The 16,039-nt window shown below is 33.1% G+C and carries 18 protein-coding genes; 15 read left to right on the forward strand and 3 right to left on the reverse strand.

The window, feature by feature from the left end; all coding sequences use genetic code 11:
* Window positions 1-74: 74 nt before the first annotated feature.
* The 12 genes from ACH2CG_RS02425 (at window position 75) to ACH2CG_RS02480 (ending at window position 11,005) form a co-directional block, all read left to right on the forward strand.
* On the forward strand, window positions 75-311 hold the full coding sequence (locus tag ACH2CG_RS02425) for a ferrous iron transport protein A (protein WP_395061838.1): 237 nt from the start codon (window positions 75-77) through the stop codon (window positions 309-311).
* A complete protein-coding gene (gene feoB / locus ACH2CG_RS02430; RefSeq protein WP_395061840.1) occupies window positions 311-2,416 on the forward strand; it encodes a ferrous iron transport protein B in 2,106 nt (701 codons plus the stop codon). Before ACH2CG_RS02425 ends, feoB begins: the two co-directional genes overlap by 1 nt.
* A gap of 41 nt (window positions 2,417-2,457) precedes the next feature.
* Window positions 2,458-3,276 (forward strand): hypothetical protein, encoded by an 819-nt coding sequence (locus ACH2CG_RS02435; RefSeq protein ID WP_395061842.1) that lies wholly within the window; start codon window positions 2,458-2,460, stop codon window positions 3,274-3,276.
* A 246-nt stretch (window positions 3,277-3,522) separates the two neighbouring features.
* Entirely contained in the window at window positions 3,523-4,086 is a 564-nt protein-coding gene (locus ACH2CG_RS02440; RefSeq protein WP_395061844.1) for an RNA polymerase sigma factor, read from the forward strand.
* 54 nt (window positions 4,087-4,140) lie between these two features.
* Entirely contained in the window at window positions 4,141-4,422 is a 282-nt protein-coding gene (locus tag ACH2CG_RS02445; RefSeq protein ID WP_395061846.1) for a hypothetical protein, read from the forward strand.
* A gap of 3 nt (window positions 4,423-4,425) precedes the next feature.
* On the forward strand, window positions 4,426-4,923 hold the full coding sequence (locus tag ACH2CG_RS02450; RefSeq protein WP_395061848.1) for a Spy/CpxP family protein refolding chaperone: 498 nt from the start codon (window positions 4,426-4,428) through the stop codon (window positions 4,921-4,923).
* Between the two features lie 54 nt (window positions 4,924-4,977).
* On the forward strand, window positions 4,978-6,786 hold the full coding sequence (locus ACH2CG_RS02455) for a multicopper oxidase domain-containing protein (protein WP_395061850.1): 1,809 nt from the start codon (window positions 4,978-4,980) through the stop codon (window positions 6,784-6,786).
* A 162-nt stretch (window positions 6,787-6,948) separates the two neighbouring features.
* On the forward strand, window positions 6,949-7,566 hold the full coding sequence (locus ACH2CG_RS02460) for a thioredoxin family protein (RefSeq protein WP_395061852.1): 618 nt from the start codon (window positions 6,949-6,951) through the stop codon (window positions 7,564-7,566).
* 85 nt (window positions 7,567-7,651) lie between these two features.
* The gene (locus ACH2CG_RS02465; protein WP_395061854.1) at window positions 7,652-9,259 is read left to right on the forward strand and encodes a T9SS type A sorting domain-containing protein; all 1,608 of its coding nucleotides are present in this window, start codon (window positions 7,652-7,654) and stop codon (window positions 9,257-9,259) included.
* Window positions 9,260-9,261: 2 nt separating this feature from the next.
* Complete coding sequence (locus ACH2CG_RS02470) at window positions 9,262-10,272, forward strand: DUF1566 domain-containing protein (protein ID WP_395061856.1); 1,011 nt, start codon at window positions 9,262-9,264, stop codon at window positions 10,270-10,272.
* The gene (locus tag ACH2CG_RS02475) at window positions 10,268-10,438 is read left to right on the forward strand and encodes a T9SS type A sorting domain-containing protein (protein ID WP_395061901.1); all 171 of its coding nucleotides are present in this window, start codon (window positions 10,268-10,270) and stop codon (window positions 10,436-10,438) included. Before ACH2CG_RS02470 ends, ACH2CG_RS02475 begins: the two co-directional genes overlap by 5 nt.
* Window positions 10,439-10,447: 9 nt before the next feature.
* The gene (locus ACH2CG_RS02480) at window positions 10,448-11,005 is read left to right on the forward strand and encodes a HupE/UreJ family protein (RefSeq protein ID WP_395061858.1); all 558 of its coding nucleotides are present in this window, start codon (window positions 10,448-10,450) and stop codon (window positions 11,003-11,005) included.
* Here ACH2CG_RS02480 and ACH2CG_RS02485 read toward each other — a convergent pair whose 3' ends face one another.
* Genes ACH2CG_RS02485 through ACH2CG_RS02495 form a run of 3 tightly spaced genes read right to left on the reverse strand, consistent with a single transcriptional unit; the run spans window position 11,006 to window position 13,925 of the window.
* Window positions 11,006-11,392: a hypothetical protein gene (locus ACH2CG_RS02485; protein WP_395061860.1), complete on the reverse strand. Its 387-nt coding sequence runs from the start codon at window positions 11,390-11,392 to the stop codon at window positions 11,006-11,008.
* Window positions 11,393-11,396: 4 nt separating this feature from the next.
* Complete coding sequence (locus tag ACH2CG_RS02490) at window positions 11,397-13,268, reverse strand: Nramp family divalent metal transporter (RefSeq protein ID WP_395061862.1); 1,872 nt, start codon at window positions 13,266-13,268, stop codon at window positions 11,397-11,399.
* A gap of 3 nt (window positions 13,269-13,271) precedes the next feature.
* Window positions 13,272-13,925, reverse strand: coding sequence for a metal-dependent transcriptional regulator (locus tag ACH2CG_RS02495; RefSeq protein ID WP_395061864.1), 654 nt, complete (start codon window positions 13,923-13,925; stop codon window positions 13,272-13,274).
* Between the two features lie 81 nt (window positions 13,926-14,006).
* Here ACH2CG_RS02495 and ACH2CG_RS02500 point away from each other — a divergent pair, with 81 nt between their 5' ends.
* The 3 genes from ACH2CG_RS02500 to ACH2CG_RS02510 are packed head-to-tail and all read left to right on the forward strand — an operon-like array spanning window position 14,007 to window position 15,912.
* Window positions 14,007-14,180, forward strand: a complete 174-nt coding sequence (locus tag ACH2CG_RS02500) for a hypothetical protein (RefSeq protein WP_395061866.1) — start codon at window positions 14,007-14,009, stop codon at window positions 14,178-14,180.
* Window positions 14,167-14,751 carry a transporter gene (locus tag ACH2CG_RS02505; RefSeq protein WP_395061868.1) on the forward strand — a complete coding sequence of 195 codons (585 nt, stop codon included), beginning with the start codon at window positions 14,167-14,169 and terminating at the stop codon, window positions 14,749-14,751. The genes ACH2CG_RS02500 and ACH2CG_RS02505 overlap by 14 nt, the downstream gene beginning before the upstream one ends.
* Before the next feature lie 3 nt (window positions 14,752-14,754).
* A complete protein-coding gene (locus ACH2CG_RS02510) occupies window positions 14,755-15,912 on the forward strand; it encodes a lycopene cyclase family protein (protein ID WP_395061870.1) in 1,158 nt (385 codons plus the stop codon).
* Window positions 15,913-16,039 lie beyond the last annotated feature (127 nt).

A 16,039-nucleotide genomic window follows, 5' to 3' on the forward strand; every position in this document is an offset into this window, starting at 1 on the left:
AAAACTTGATAATTATCATAGTTTTTACATTGCAAATTCGTACTTTTGTATTTTAATTCAATCTAAATAAAGCCGTGCAAACTACAATTGCTCAACTAAAAATTGGCCAAAAAGGAATTATTTCCGATTTTAATATCGATGAAATCCCTATGAAACTTCTCGAAATGGGTTGTCTTCCTGGCAATTCTGTAGAATTAATTCAAATTGCACCTTTTGGTTGTCCGTTGTATTTTAATGTTAATGATTCTCATGTGGCAATTAGGTTGGAAACTGCTAAAGAAATAACGGTGGTCATTGAACCTAAAAATTAATGGCGCAAGAAAATATCAAAGTAGCTTTAATTGGAAATCCAAACACTGGGAAAACTTCGGTTTTTAATCAGCTTACTGGCTTGCACCAACAAGTTGGAAATTATCCTGGAATTACTGTTGAAAAGAAAATTGGAACCTCCAAGCTTTCTGAAAACACAAGAGCTACTATTCTAGATCTACCTGGAACATACAGTTTAAACGCAAGTTCAATTGATGAAAATGTCGTGATTGAATTGTTGATGAATAAAAAAGATGAAAATTTTCCGGATGTTGTTGTTGTAGTTACCGAAGTTGAAAACTTGAAACGAAATTTATTGCTGTTTACTCAAATTAAAGACTTAGAAATTCCAACTATTTTGGTCATTAACATGAGTGATCGAATGAAATTAAAAGGAATTGAACTAGACATTCCGCATCTAGAACAAGAATTAAAGACGAAAATTGCGCTTGTTAGCTCAAGAAAAAATATAGGAATTGAAAGAATTAAAGAATTAATTTTAAACTACAAATCACTTTCTACACAACCTTGCTTAAATGCTTCTTCAATTGATCAAGAATATTTTGACAAATTAAGAAAAGCATTTCCAAACCAGTTGGTTTATAAACTTTGGCTGGTGATTACCCAAGACGTAAATTTCTTAAACTTAGAACGTAACGAAATGAAAAGTTCGTTTACTAAATCGCATGCCGACTTAAAACGTTTACAACAAAAAGAAACCATAAAACGTTACCAATTTATAAACGACACTTTAAAAATTGGACAAACTATTGACAACTCAAAAGCATCGGATATTAGAGCAAAATTAGACCGCGTTTTAACCCACAGAGTTTTTGGTTATTTTATATTTTTCTTTATTTTATTTGCCATTTTTCAATCTATTTTTGTATGGTCAAGTTATCCCATGGACTTGATTGATAGTTCGTTTGCAAATTTAGCCTCATATGCTAAAACCCATCTTCCGTCTGGAGAATTCACTAATTTAATTAGCGAAGGAATCATTCCTGGCATTGGCGGAATCTTAATATTTATTCCACAAATTGCATTTTTATTTCTCTTTATTTCTGTTCTTGAAGAAAGCGGTTACATGAGTCGTGTAGTTTTTTTAATGGACAAAGTAATGCGTCGTTATGGCCTTTCTGGAAAAAGCGTTGTGCCTTTAATTTCTGGAACCGCTTGTGCAATTCCTGCAATAATGGGTGCGCGAAATATAGAAAATTGGAAAGAAAGATTAATCACAATTCTAGTTACACCTTTCATAACTTGTTCTGCAAGATTACCAGTTTATGCCATTTTAATTGCGCTAATAATTCCGCAAAAGAAAGTTTTAGGGTTTGTTAGTTTACAAGGATTGACCTTGATGGTTTTGTATCTCTTGGGATTTACAGTAGCCATTTTTTCAGCATACCTTCTTAATAAAGTTTTAAGAATACGTTCCAAATCCTATTTTGTAGTAGAAATGCCAAGTTACAAAGTTCCGTTACTAAAAAATGTTGGAATTAATGTTCTTGAAAAAACAAAAGCATTCGTTTTTGGAGCTGGAAAAATCATTTTAGCTATTTCAATTATTCTGTGGTTTTTGGGCTCACATGGTCCGAGTAAGGATTTTGAAAATGCTCAGAAAATAGTTGAAAATGATGTATATACAAGTAAACTAAAAATAAATCCTTCGGTAATTCCAGACAAAGTTTCCGAATATAAACTAGAACATTCCTATATTGGGATTATTGGAAAATCAATAGAACCAGTTATAAAACCTTTAGGATATGACTGGAAAATCGGAATTGCCGTAGTAACATCGTTTGCGGCTCGCGAAGTTTTTGTGGGAACTTTAGCCACAATTTATAGCGTAGGAAGTCATAGCGACGAAGAGGACACCATAAAAAACCGAATGGCTGCAGAAATAAATGCTGATGGTAGCAAAGTTTTTAATTTTCCAACAGGAATTTCTTTATTGTTATTTTACGCTTTTGCAATGCAATGTGTGAGCACTTTAGCTATTGTAAAAAAAGAAACCAATTCATGGAAATGGCCTATAATTCAACTAGTTTTCATGAGTGGATTTGCCTATATAACAGCACTTTTAGCCTATCAATTCTTAAAATAATTTGGTTCAATTTTTGATGCAATCGTAGAAAGTTATTTTTTATGAAAAAAATAGTAGTCTTATTTTTTGTTCTAATTTCTGTAACACTTTTAGGGCAAAATAAATTAGATAGATCTAAAAAAGAACTCAATTCAAGTTCTACAAAGAGTCAAACTAATTCGCAATCTAATTCGTCAAAATCATCTTCAAATGGTGAACCAAATTTGTTTGTCTCACTTTTTTTAAACATTACTTTGGGCATCTTTAAATATGGATTTATTGGCGATTATAAAAACGAAGATCATCTGTATAGCAACCTAACTTCTTATCCTTTTTACAACAAAAAATCAGGTAATTTTGAAACTTCAGACTCAGCTTTAGTAATTAAAAACAAAGCACGATTTGATCTAGAAAACAGTTTTGTTTACAGCGATAACAATCTATATGGCAATCATTTGAAAGCTAAAATTCGTCCGTTTCAGTATTTTTATTTACAATCTGATTTTCATCAATTGTTCGAGTTTAATGAAATTGACAAAACAAATAATCGTCTTTCCTTATTTCAATTTAACTTAAATTATGATAGAATTCGATTTGAAAAATTTAACTTTGGTTGGAATCTAGGCGCAACTTATGTTGGAAATGAGGTAAAAAAAGCAGGATTATCCTATGGATTAAATGCAGAGTATTTTATGGGAAATCAAATTAGCTTTTTAGCTTCAACAAAATGGAGCAACATAAATGGTTATCCAGTAAATGCATTTGAAATTCAAAGTAAGTTTCACAGAAAAAATTATTTTTTTGCATTAGGATTTGAACATTTAAAAATTGCAACTCCAACCTATAATTTTATCGCTATTGGAGGCGGAATTTATTTTTAATAGTTACAATTATGAACATTCAAGAAATATTAGTTTACATAGTTTTGGTTATCGCACTAGCCTTTTTGTACCAAAAGTTTTTTGGTAAAAAGAAACCTAAAAAAAACTGTGGCGATGACGATTGCGGTTGTCATTAAACAAATCACAAAGTTTTATAATCAATCATCTTTGCCAGAATTAAAATAAAAAATCGTCTAATTTTATAGAAAATTAAACGATGACTACCAAAGGCAAAACTTCTCTAAATTGACAGACGCAACTTGGTTGCAACGCTTAAAATCTGGCGATAAACTGGCTTTTAACGAACTTGTAATGCTATACAAACATGGCGTTATCAATACCTGCTACCGTTTTTTGTTAGACAAAGAAGACGCCGAAGATGTATCGCAAGATGTTTTTATAGAAGTTTTTCAATCCATTCACTCTTTTCGTGGCGAATCTAAAATTTCGACCTGGATTTATAGAATTGCAGTTACCAAAAGCCTTGACGCAATTAAAAAACGCAACCGCAAAAAAAGAATTTCATCTCTAGGTAAAATCCTTCATATTGATGATGTTGCCAATTGGATTGCTGGCGGAAAACAACCCGATGAAGATCTAGAAACTTCCGATACTTTTTCGATAATTAACAAAATACTAAATCAATTGCCAGATAATCAACGAATTGCTTTTACATTAAGTAAAATTGATGGTTTTACCAATCAAGAAATTTCCGAAATTATGAAAACCACAACTATTGCCGTTGAAAGCTTGATTTATCGTGCCAAAAAGAAAGTTACAACTGATTTAAATGTGATTTTGAAAAAATAATTCACACAAATGCCAGAACTTAAACTAACAATCGTCTAAATAAAATATCCTAATATGAACACACAAGATATGAAAAACGTAATGCAAAATTTTGATACTATAGAAAACATAGAACCATCAGAAAATTGGGAAGTAAATTTCCAAAATAAATTGGATAATGCCCGATTATCTAAATCGAATTCGGTTTCTAAATTCAATTTAGTGGTTTTGGTTTTGATAGTAATAAACGCAGGTTTTGTCTGGAATTCATTAAAAACAGTTGACACAAAATCGGAAGATAAAGGAACAAAATACAAAACTATTGCCAACGAATTATTGATAACTTCAAACAACTAACCGATGGATATTTTTGCAAAACAAAAAATATTTATTAGAACAATTATCCTTTTAGTTGTGCTAAATATCGCCTTGATTGGTTTTTTCATTTTTAAAGAAATGAAGCCACATCACGAACCGTTACTTTTTCCGAAAAATGAAGAATACAACGACGTTTCTGGAATTTTAAAAAAAGAACTGAATCTAACCGACAATCAAGTAGCTCAATTTGATGCAATTAGAAAGCAAAATTTTGAAAAACAAACTGCTCTAAAAGAAATCATTCGAGTAGATAAAGATGCAATGAACCAAGAAATGTTCAATAAAAATTCGGATGAAACTAAAATAATTCAGCTTGCCAAAAAAGTTTCTCAAAATGAATATCTAATCGAATTATTACATTTTGAACAAGCCAAAAAATTAAAAGCCGTTTGTAATGAAGAACAACTCGATAAATTTGAAGATTTAGTACTAGAAATTCGAGATTATTTTAGACCAGACAACCAACCAATGAGAAGATGATTTTCAATGTCAATTTCAAAAATCAATATCAATTTGCCAAAAACCAATTTAAAAATGAAAAAAAACTTTAACCTACTCTTAATTTTTAGTTTATTATTGCTTGCAAATAGTGGATTTTCGCAATACAATGCGCTAAATATTCCCGAAGCTTATTATGGAGTTTCTAGCTCTGGCGGAAAAACATTTACATTAAATATTGATGATAATGTAAAACAATTTAGAACCGGTCAAGCTACTGTAACTGGTGCGATAAATGTAGATCCAGCAACGACCAATAACTTTTGGGGACCAACTTTAATCGTTAATAAAGATGATATCGTTCACATGAATGTCACCAATAATCTCAACGAAAGCACCACAATTCATTGGCACGGAATGCATTTACCAGCCATTATGGACGGTGGACCACACCAAATAATTCCTGCAGGAACACTTTGGCAACCTTATTGGACAGTGAAAAATCAAGCCGCAACTTTATGGTATCATCCGCATTTGCACACCACTACGCAAGCGCATGTAACCAAAGGAATTGGAGGTTTTGTAATTGTAAAAGACGCCACCGAAGCCTTGTTGCCATTACCAAGAACGTATGGCACGGACGATATTCCACTAGCCATTTCTAGCCGTAGATTTTTATCAACAAGCAATGCCATGGCAACTCAAGTTATTGATAATTATGGCGATTATTCGATGATAAATGGAACTCTAAATCCGCAAGCAACATTGCCAAAACAAGTTGTTCGTTTGCGAATTCTAAATGCAGAAATACAACGCGGATTAAATATTGGTTTCAGCGATAACCGAACTTTTTATGTAATTGGAAACGACGGCGGATTGCTAACAGCGCCAGTTGCAGTAACACGATTGGCGGTTCAAACTGGCGAACGCTACGAAATTTTGGTCAATTTAACAAACGATGTTGTTGGTTCCGAAACACTTTTCTTGAAAGCCTACAACACAACAGCCGAAATTCAACTTTTAACAGGAACAGGCACAAACACTTTTGGATGGCCAGGATTAGAAGGAAATTCTTCTACACCAACAGGAAATAACGGCCCAATAAATGGCGGATTACTCAACAATTCGACCTACAATTTAATGAACATAAAAATCGCTGCTGCAACAACTTCGGTTACTCCAATTACTTCAATTCCAACAACATTAGTCAGCCAAACCTATTGGACAACAGCCAATGTTACCAACTCTCGAACCATAAATATTGGTGGCGGAAATGGTGGAAGCGCATTCACGCTCGACGGTTCGTTATACAGCACAACAATGGCTCCAAAAACCATAAATCTAAACGCAATAGAGCAATGGACAATCGTAAACAATAACATTTTCGGACACACTTTTCACTTGCACGATGTGTTTTTCAAAATCATTTCACGCTCTGGCGGAAACATCGGAACAACCGTTAGAAGTTACGAACAAGGCTGGAAAGATTCCGTTTGGTTGCCCATTGGTGGCACAGTAACTTTTATAGCAAAATTCGACGATTATGCCGATTCTACTTGGCCTTACATGTACCATTGCCACGCTTTAACCCACGAAGACGAAGGAATGATGGGACAATTTACTGTAAATTCTTCACTTGCAACTTATGAAAATGTAGCACCAACCGCATTCAAATTATACCCGAATCCAGTCGCTGACAAATTGTTTATCAATCTAGAAAATTTAGAAAACGAAATTTATTATATCACCATAACAACACTCGAAGGTCGCGTAGCCATGATGCTGCCAAAACCCGAATGGCAAAACGGAATCGACGTAACCTCATTAGCAACAGGAACTTACATTTTAAAATTAACCGACGAAAAAACCAAAAGCATCACTACCAAAAAGTTTATTAAGTTGTAAATAATTTGGGCGTTACCCAGTCTCGTTAAAAAAACGAGACTGGGTCAGGCTGTACGTTCCAATCTTTTTTGTTTTGTCATCCCGAGCGCAGTCGAGGGAATTTCTTTAAAACAAAAAAGGATTTCCACTGCCATCCTTAACGCATCACGTAAAACTAGAAAAATGAAAAAAATAACAACACTTTTAGTAATTCTGTTTTTGGCATCGAGCTTTTCATTCAGAGAAATAATAACTGAAAAAAACATCAAAAATTTCAGTTTAAAAAGCACCGATAACAAAGTCATTTCATTAGAAAAATATAAAAACGCCAAAGGATTTATAATTGTTTTTACGTGCAACAAATGTCCAATGGCAAAATTATATTCCGAACGTTTGAACAAATTATACGATAAATATAAATCCAAAGAAGTGTATCTAATGGCAATAAACGCAATGGATACGGTCGCTTACAAAGAAGAAAACTTCAAGTTAATGCAGAAAAAAGTAGCAAAAGAAAAACTACTTTTTCCGTATTTACAAGATAAATCTCAAATAGTAGCCAAACAATTTGGAGCAACACACACGCCACAATCCTTCGTAATCTGGAAAAACAACACCGGAAAATGGATCATAAAATACGAAGGCTCGATAGACGACAGCGCACTCGAACCAACAAGAGCCAACAATTATCTAGAAACCGCAGTTGACGAGTTACTGCAAAACAAAACCGTAAGCAATCCAAACACAAAATCCGTAGGTTGCCGTATTTTCTATCGTGGCGAAGTTGCCAAAATGGATTAATTAACCCGCAAACAATAATTGAAAAAATCTGTGAAAATCTGCCCAATCCGTTAAATCTGTGGCAAAAAAATAAAACCCCAAAACCATGAAAAACCTACAATTATTTCTATTGTTTCTATGTTGCAACACCATTTTTGCACACACCATCAACTACGAAAATCAAGTTTTAAGACATTGGAACATCCAAAAAGAAAATAAATTTATAGATGGTTCCTTCTCCATGCTAAAAAACGGAAAAGTATATATTGAAGATGCGAATAACAACATTATCAATTTTGCATTAACTGACTTATCCAAAGAAGATCAACAATATACTTTGCAACGAGAATCCAAAATAGAAGCCATTAACACCGCTTTTTCAAATCAAAACAGCGTTGAAAATCAAACAATAGTATATTATAAAATGTTGTTTATTGGTTTAGCACTTTTATTATTTACATTTTTACTATTCAAATATTCCGATAAAAATAAAAGAAAATATTTAGTACCAATTGTTTTTTGCGGAGCGATAATGACGTTATTTAGTTTTGCTAAAAAAACACTTTCAACCACAGATCCACTATTTGTAGCATCGGCATTTGCTCCATTTGCATCAACAGTTAGCACCACTTATGACGCCAATTATTTTTATGTAAACTCAACAGGAATAGCCAATCACACCATGATGGTTGGGATTTCCAATCACGGTTGGCAACAGCAAGTTCCCATTTCTAAATGCTACATCAATACCAGTCATTGGACAATTCCGTTGAATCCAGTTTTGGCAACAACTCCAGTTCCAGTTTCGGCAACGCATTTTACAAAAGGTGCGATTGCGATGGCAGCAAATGGTGTTCCAATTTTTAATTACCATACCAATACCGGTGTAGATTCGTTCCTTGACGGACAACTCGATAATTATGGCGGACATTGTGGTCGTGGCGACGATTATCACTACCATACGGCTCCTTTGCATTTGATAACTTTAGGACAAACCACTTACGATTTACCCATTGCTTTTGGTCTTGACGGTTATGCCGTTTACGGAACTTTAGAACCAACTGGAGCAACAATGGCGACACTTGACGCCAATCACGGTCATTATTTTAACGGCGTTTATCACTATCACGGAACAGCAACTGCGCCTTATATGATTGGAAATATGGTGGGTCAAGTTACCGAAGATGCGACTTTACAAATTGTTCCGCAACCACAAGGAAATCCTGTACGAACTGAAAATTGGACACCTTTAAACGGTGCGTTAATTACTTCTTGCGTGGCAAATGCAAATAATGGGTACAATACTTTGTATTCCTTAAACGGCGTTTCGGGTTATGCAACCAATTACACGGCAACAACAGCAGGACTTTATACTTTTCAATATGTAACGCCAACAGGAATAACATCAACGAATTATAATGGTTCAGCGCAATGTACCGTTCCCAATTTAGGTTCGGCTTATTATATTGCTGTCGAAAAAAACATTACTATTTCACCAAATCCAGCCACCGATATTTTACAAATCCATTTAGGAAATCCATTTTTAGAAAATGATGTTCAAGCTATTACGGTTTATGATTTAAAAGGAAGTTTGGTTTCTAAAACGCCAAAATTCGTTCCCACTTTAGACATCAAACAACTATCAAAAGGGACTTATTTTGTAAAAATTCAGTTTTCAAATTCGGTTGTAACCAAAAAATTGATCGTAAAATAAAGATGAAAAAATCAATAATTTTTATTCTAATAACTACTTTTTCATTTGCGCAAAGCGTTACCAAAACGATGAATTTGCTTCCAGATTCGGGTCAAAATATAAGTTACACAAGCACTTTTGGTGAAGATAATGACTACACAATCAACGCTCCATCGTTTACCAATAATAGCAACGGAACTATTACCGATACTGTTACAGGATTGATGTGGCAACAAGTTGATGGCGGCGAAATGACCATAGAAAATGCTTTTATTTATGCTGATAATTTAGTGCTTGGAGGATTTTCAGATTGGAGATTGCCGAGTCCAATGGAGAGTTTTAGTATTTTGAATCATCAGAATAATAATCCAGCGATGAACACTACTTTTTTCACGGCAAGTACAGCAGAATATTGGTGGACAAACACGTATCAAACTGGCGATAATACCAAAGTTTGGTGCACCAATGCTGGTGGCGGAATAGGAAATCATCCAAAATCGGAAACAATTAGCGCTGGCGGAATTAAGAAATTTCACGTTCGTGTGGTTCGGAATAATTCAATTCCAACAACAATTCCCAATCATTTTACAGATAACGGCAACGGAACAATTACCGATAATTTGACGCAATTAATTTGGCAAAAAGCTCCAAATATTGCTGTTTTAACTTGGGAAAATGCTTTGGCATACGCCGAAAATCTTTCGTTGGCAAGTGCAACCGATTGGCGTTTGCCCAACATCAAAGAATTGCAATCGCTCAATGACGAAAGCGTTACAAATCCATCAGCAAATACGACTTTTTTTCCAACAATTGGAGTTCATAATTATTGGAGTTCAACAAGTTTGCCCAATCAAACAACAAAATCTTGGTACTGGAATACCCAATTCGGGATTACAACTTACGACACCAAAACCAACAGTAATTATGTGCTTTGCGTTCGAGGAAATCCTGCAACATTGGCTTTGAATAGTTTAGATTTAAAACCTAAAAAACAACGTTTATCCCAATCCATTTTCATCAAAAATAACGATTGAAAATACTTCTGGAAATGAAACGTATCAATTGTATAATGAGATTGGTCAAAAAATATTTACTGGAAAAAGTATCGAGAACCAAGATTTTTCTGGATTGCAAAAAGGCATTTATTTTCTGGAAATTAATGGCGAAACGACTTTTAAAATCAAATTAATAAAGCAATAAATCTGCCTTTTGGAAAATATAACAAACTATTTACAACTCGGTTTTACGCACGTAATTCCGATGGGTTTTGACCATATTCTATTTATTTTATGTTTGTTTTTTTACAGTTCCAAACTAAAAACGGTTTTGCTGCAATGCACAATCTTTACCATTGCACACAGTTTGGCATTAGGATTATCGGCTTCTGGAATTGTGATTTATAATTCTAAAATTATTGAGCCATTAATAGCATTGACAATACTTTACACGGCAATTGAAAATATTTTTTTTACCGAAAAAAGTAAAATTCGTTATCTACTTATTTTTATTTTTGGATTAATTCACGGATTGGGATTTGCCACAGCTTTAAAAGAAATTGGAATCCCAAAAGCACAATTTTATACTTCGTTACTTTCTTTTAATATTGGTGTAGAATTGGGACAAATTACTATTATTCTTACCGCTTATTTCCTGATAAGCAAATGGTTTTCGGACAAGATTTGGTACAAAGAACGCATTGTTTATCCCATATCAAGTGCAGTTGGTTGCGTGGCTTTGTATTGGGTTATTGAGCGGGTTTTGATTTAATTACTCAACAAAAACAATCCTCAAAAACAGCTTTTTAGGTCTGATAACAACACCTTCTTTTGGGTATGGCAACACTCCAATAGATTTAATTTGACCAGAATAATATTTAGAAAACCACAAGTTGTTTTCCTCACGATTTTTAGAATTAAAAGTCAACGTTTTTTCTTCAATAAATTTCTTGTCTTTGTATACATTTACTGTAACCGAAACCTCACCTGCCCAAATACACTGAACATTTTCAGGACAACGTGAATCATCAAAAACATTCGCTAATTGCAAATAATATCCTTTTTTAGAAATACATTTTTTGGTTGTAATTTTAATTTCCGATTGCGCAAAACACGAAATACAACATAAAATTGTCAAGTATAAAAATAGCTTTTTCATAAATTTAATTTTTAACGATAAACAAAGGTATCGAAATTTTATGTCGCAATTTATCCACTGTTGTTCCAAATAAAATATCTTTAAATCCAGTGTGCCCATGGGTTCCCATTACTAAAATATCAAAATTGCCTTCGTTTACAATTTTCGGAATGGCTTTGTTTGGTTTTCCAAATCCGAGTTGGGTTGCAATTGTAAATCCTTTTTCGGTTAAAATTTCTTTGTATTCTAACAATAATTTTTCGTCTATTGTGGTTTCGTGATCTTCAATATTTTCGCCATAAAAAATAGCACCAATCGTTTCTACAACATGAATTAATGTATAATTTGCTTCCTTTCCACCCAATTCAAATGCAGAGTTTATAGCAATTTGATCGGCATCCGAAAAATCTACAGAAATTGCAATATTCTTTTTATTATAAGTGGCAACTTTATTAAAATTCAATTCAAAATTATGAGGCAAATGACTTGCAATTTCATGATTGGCTTTGGTGATAAATGGTCGCAAAACAATATAAAGTAGCAAAATCAAAAATCCAAATGCCAGCGGAACAACGGTCAACCAAAGAACAATTGGATTATCTGATGTTTGTAACCAACCATTTATTTCGTCAAAAACCAATTTGGCGTTCAACGAAACTATAATTAAAGCTACAATCCAAGAAGCAATTTGTGTAAGTTTACTAATTTCAAAACCTCTCATTTTAGATTTATCCGAAACAAAATGTATCAACGGAATTATGGCAAATCCCAACTGCAAACTCAAAATTACCTGACTAAAAATCAGCATTTTTCCGGTTACGCCTTCGCCAAAAACCGAAATCACAATCACAGCTGGAACTATTGCAATTAATCGAGTAATAATTCGTCTAACCCAAGGCTGAATTCGTAAATTTAGATAACCTTCCATTATAATTTGTCCAGCCAAAGTTCCTGTAATTGTAGAACTTTGTCCAGCTGCAATCAAGGCAACTGCAAATAAAATTGGCGCCCATTTGTTGCCCAACATTGGCGAAAGTAACTTGTAGGCATCCTGAATTTCGGCAACTTGAAACAATCCAGCTTTGTAAAATGTGGCTGCTGCCAAAATCAAAATCGCTGCATTTACAAAAAAAGCAAGGTTCAATGCAATGGTCGAATCAATTAAATTATATTTCAATGCTTGCTTGATTCCAGCTTTACTTCTATCAAATTTTCGGGTTTGCACCAACGACGAATGAAGATACAAATTGTGTGGCATTACCGTTGCTCCAATAATTCCGATTGCTATGTATAATGCAGCTTGCGAAGGTAAAGTTGGAATTAATCCTGTCAATACTTTTCCCATTTCGGGTTGTGCAAAAATCATTTCAAATACAAATGAAAAACCAATAATTGCAACTAATGCAATGATAAACGCTTCCATTTTTCGCATGCCTTTATTGATTAAAAACAGTAATAAAAAAGTATCTAAAACCGTAATCATCACACCTTGAATTAAGGAAATATCGAACAATAAATTCAATCCAATTGCCATTCCGAGAACTTCTGCCAAATCGCAAGCGGCGATAGCAATTTCTGCTAAAAAATAAAGCATATAATTGATAAATGGCGAATACGTTTCGCGAGAAGCTTGCGCCAAATCTCGTTGCGTAACAATTCCTAATCGCGCACTCAAACTTTGCAAAAGCAACGCCATCAAGTTACTCATCAACAAAACCCAAAGTAGCGAATAGCCAAACTGACTTCCGCCAGCCAAATCAGTTGCCCAATTTCCAGGATCCATATAGCCAACAGAAATTAAATAGGCTGGACCAAAAAAAGCTAGAATCTTTCTGAATTTAGTCGTTTTTCCTTGTGTTGTTATACTTTCGTGAACTTCTTCTAATGATTTACCCATAATTTATTGTGCTTTTATAAATAAATTTTCTGCTATTTTATTGGAAATTGAAATGGTATTTGAATTCAAAATTATGGTTAACGACGAATCAAATTCTTCGCAAGAAATGACTTTTATCGTCGAACCTAAAGAGATGTTTTGTTTGTCTAAATATTGCAGAAATTCTACCGACGAATTTTTTACTCCAACGCACACAAAATCAGTATTTAAAGTTGCTTCGGATAATAAAAATTTATCGATTTTAACCAATTCACCTTTGGCATTCGGAATTGGATCACCGTGCGGATCAAATGTAGGAAAACCTAGAAATTCGTCCAATTTATTGATTAATTTTTCCGATTTTATATGCTCTAATTCTTCCGCAATTTCGTGCACTTCATCCCATGAAAAATTTAATTTATCTACCAGAAAAACTTCCCACAAACGGTGTTTTCTTACAATCATTTTGGCAGAAAGTAATCCTTTTTCGGTTAATGTTACACCTTGGTATTTTTGATAAGAAACCAACTCTTTTTCAGATAATTTCTTTAACATATCCGTTACTGAAGATGCTTTTGTATCTAACATTCCAGCAATGGCGTTTGTGTTTACGCCTTTTGGAGAAACCAATGATAAATGATAAATAACTTTGATATAATTTTCTTCTGAAATGGTCATTTTGAATCAATATTTTGACAAATATAATAATTATTTCGATTTATTATAAAATAATTTTTAGTTTTGTCTAAAAATTATTTTATGAAAACAAAAATTTTATCTTTGTTAGTATTCGTCTCAACTTCAATTTATTCTCAAACCACAGAACCAATTGAAGCTGATAGACCAGACCAAACTGAAACTCCAGCAATAGTTCCAAAAGGAATGTTTCAGGTGGAAAGTGGATTAACTTTTCAGAAAAATGATGCGGCATAGTGCTACTTTTAGTTTGCCATCAACGTTGTGGAAATATGGTGTAAATGACAATTTTGAATTGCGATTAATAACCGAATTTCTACTGGAAGAAATAAACAATAAAAAATTCAATGGATTGACTCCGATATTTATTGGTTTCAAAGTAAAATTAGCAGAAGAAAAAGGCATCGTCCCTAAAACTTCTTTTATTGCGCATATTGGTTTGCCAAATGCAGCATCAACCTATTATAAAATTGATTATTTTGCGCCAGAATTTCGATTTACCATGCAACATACTTTATCTGACAAGTTAAATTTAGGATATAATCTTGGTGCAGAATGGGACGGTTTTTCGGCAGAACCAACTTTTGTTTACACGCTAACGACTGGATATTCTATTACCGAAAAATTGGGTTCGTATATTGAATTGTTTGGGTTTTTACCTCAAATAGATAAGGCAAATCACAATCTTGATGGCGGAATTACCTATTTGATAAACAACAATTTTATGTTAGATTTGTCTTCAAGTATTGGAATTACAAACAATGCGCCAAAACACTATTTCGCTTTTGGATTTTCGTTTAGAATATAACACATGAAACATTACGATTACATTTTTACAGGTTCGGGATTATCGGCTTTGATGACCGTTTATGAAATGATTTTATCAGGAAAATTTGATGATAAAACAATTTTGTTATTGGATGAAAATCCTAAGAAAAGCAACGATAGAACTTGGTGTTTTTGGGATAATGCTGCGCTTTTTGACGAAATAGTTTCTAAAAATTGGGATGTTGCGCTTTTTGCAGATGAAAACTTTCAAAGGAATTTAGATTTGAAACCCTATCAATATAAAATGGTTCGCGGATTGGATTTTTATAATTTGGTTTTCGATTTAATTTCAAAGCAAAAAAATATTCATTTTGTCAATCAAAAAGTTTTAGAATTTGAAGATTTGGGAAATGAATGTATTGTTAAAACTAGTTCAGAAAATTATACTTGCAACAAGATTTTTAATTCTATTTACAACCCAGATTTGGTAAAAAACCAATCGAAATATCCATTATTGCAACAACATTTTATTGGTTGGTTTATAAAATCGAAAGAAGCAATTTTTGATAAAAACACAGCCACTTTCATGGATTTCTCTGTTGAACAAAGAGGAAATACTCGTTTTATGTATGTTCTTCCTACTTCTTCAACCGAAGCATTATTGGAATATACTTTGTTTTCCAAAGACTTACTTTCTAAAGAAGAATATGAAAATGAAATTCAGATTTACATCAAAAGATTAGGGATTTCAGAATACGAAATCATCGAGAAAGAGCAAGGAAATATCCCAATGACATCGTATAATTTTTGGAAACACAACACCAAAAATATCCTAAATATTGGTTCTGTTGGCGGTTGGACAAAAGCAAGTACAGGTTATACATTTAAAAATACAACTAAAATATCGAAAGCATTAATTCAGTTTTTAGAAAAAGACACTTCGACTGCGCTCAGTGTGACAGATTTAAGAAAATTTCATAAAACGGATAAATTTTGGTTTTATGATTTATTATTTTTAGATGTTTTGTATCGACGAAATGATTTGGGTTCTAAAGTATTTTCTGCTTTATTCAAAAAAGGAAATCCAACTTTAATTTTCAAATTTCTTGATGAAGAAACATCGTTTTGGGAAGATTTACAAGTGATTTGGAAATGCCCAAAAGGTTTGTTTGTTAGAGCTTTATTTGGAAGAGTTTTCTAGTTTTAATTTTCTATCAAACTATAACAAAACTTTATACTCTAATCTCAATAAAAAAATTAATTCTCATTATCTTTGCGGTAGATTTTTGATGCTTAAAATAATTCAAAAATCGTTAATCTTAAATCAT

Origin of the sequence: Flavobacterium sp. (genome assembly GCF_043778725.1) — a bacterium.
Lineage (GTDB): Bacteria > Bacteroidota > Bacteroidia > Flavobacteriales > Flavobacteriaceae > Flavobacterium.

Excerpts from the sequence above, each read along its gene's own strand:
- feoB (WP_395061840.1), top strand. The coding sequence starts at position 311 with ATGGCGCAAGAAAATATCAAAGTAGCTTTAATTGGAAATCCAAACACT.
- ACH2CG_RS02435 (WP_395061842.1), top strand. The coding sequence starts at position 2,458 with ATGAAAAAAATAGTAGTCTTATTTTTTGTTCTAATTTCTGTAACACTT.
- ACH2CG_RS02445 (WP_395061846.1), top strand. The coding sequence starts at position 4,141 with ATGAACACACAAGATATGAAAAACGTAATGCAAAATTTTGATACTATA.
- ACH2CG_RS02450 (WP_395061848.1), top strand. The coding sequence starts at position 4,426 with ATGGATATTTTTGCAAAACAAAAAATATTTATTAGAACAATTATCCTT.
- ACH2CG_RS02455 (WP_395061850.1), top strand. The coding sequence starts at position 4,978 with ATGAAAAAAAACTTTAACCTACTCTTAATTTTTAGTTTATTATTGCTT.
- ACH2CG_RS02460 (WP_395061852.1), top strand. The coding sequence starts at position 6,949 with ATGAAAAAAATAACAACACTTTTAGTAATTCTGTTTTTGGCATCGAGC.
- ACH2CG_RS02465 (WP_395061854.1), top strand. The coding sequence starts at position 7,652 with ATGAAAAACCTACAATTATTTCTATTGTTTCTATGTTGCAACACCATT.
- ACH2CG_RS02470 (WP_395061856.1), top strand. The coding sequence starts at position 9,262 with ATGAAAAAATCAATAATTTTTATTCTAATAACTACTTTTTCATTTGCG.
- ACH2CG_RS02485 (WP_395061860.1), bottom strand. The coding sequence starts at position 11,392 with ATGAAAAAGCTATTTTTATACTTGACAATTTTATGTTGTATTTCGTGT.
- ACH2CG_RS02490 (WP_395061862.1), bottom strand. The coding sequence starts at position 13,268 with ATGGGTAAATCATTAGAAGAAGTTCACGAAAGTATAACAACACAAGGA.
- ACH2CG_RS02495 (WP_395061864.1), bottom strand. The coding sequence starts at position 13,925 with ATGACCATTTCAGAAGAAAATTATATCAAAGTTATTTATCATTTATCA.
- ACH2CG_RS02500 (WP_395061866.1), top strand. The coding sequence starts at position 14,007 with ATGAAAACAAAAATTTTATCTTTGTTAGTATTCGTCTCAACTTCAATT.
- ACH2CG_RS02505 (WP_395061868.1), top strand. The coding sequence starts at position 14,167 with ATGATGCGGCATAGTGCTACTTTTAGTTTGCCATCAACGTTGTGGAAA.
- ACH2CG_RS02510 (WP_395061870.1), top strand. The coding sequence starts at position 14,755 with ATGAAACATTACGATTACATTTTTACAGGTTCGGGATTATCGGCTTTG.